Source organism: Necropsobacter massiliensis (genome assembly GCF_000827595.2).
Lineage (GTDB): Bacteria > Pseudomonadota > Gammaproteobacteria > Enterobacterales > Pasteurellaceae > Necropsobacter > Necropsobacter massiliensis.
In genome coordinates this window covers 1-347 of record NZ_LN776200.1, presented here as the reverse complement: position 1 = coordinate 347, position 347 = coordinate 1, and the positions used below count along the sequence as shown (strand labels likewise).

Annotated in this window: 1 protein-coding gene; it reads right to left on the bottom strand. The window is 40.6% G+C overall.

What is annotated here, in order from left to right; all coding sequences use genetic code 11:
- The coding region (locus tag BN3349_RS11795) for a hypothetical protein (RefSeq protein WP_281256028.1) at positions 1 to 315 on the bottom strand (315 nt) is incomplete at its 3' end.
- Positions 316 to 347: the final 32 nt, after the last annotated feature.

Here is a 347-nt window from a genome sequence, read left to right as displayed (position 1 = left end):
CTGGCTGAGATTCACCGCATCACTATCCGATGTACCGTTAGCTACATTGGTGATCTTCTGATTGCCTGCGTTAATACCGTTAGCGGTTATGTTGACATCACCAACTGTTAACCCGCTATTATCCAATCGCGAATCACCGATGGTTATTGAACCGGCATCACTTAAATTTAACGTATTATTTAAATTAACTGCGATCTTGCCGTTAGTCACTGTGGTATTCAGATTATTATTACCACCTACAACTTCGATTTTCTCACCTAATGGCTTGGTGACATTTAACCCGTCTTGTGCCTGTAAACCAAAACCTCCGTTCACTTTCGTATTCAGATTTGTGATATTTTGATTGG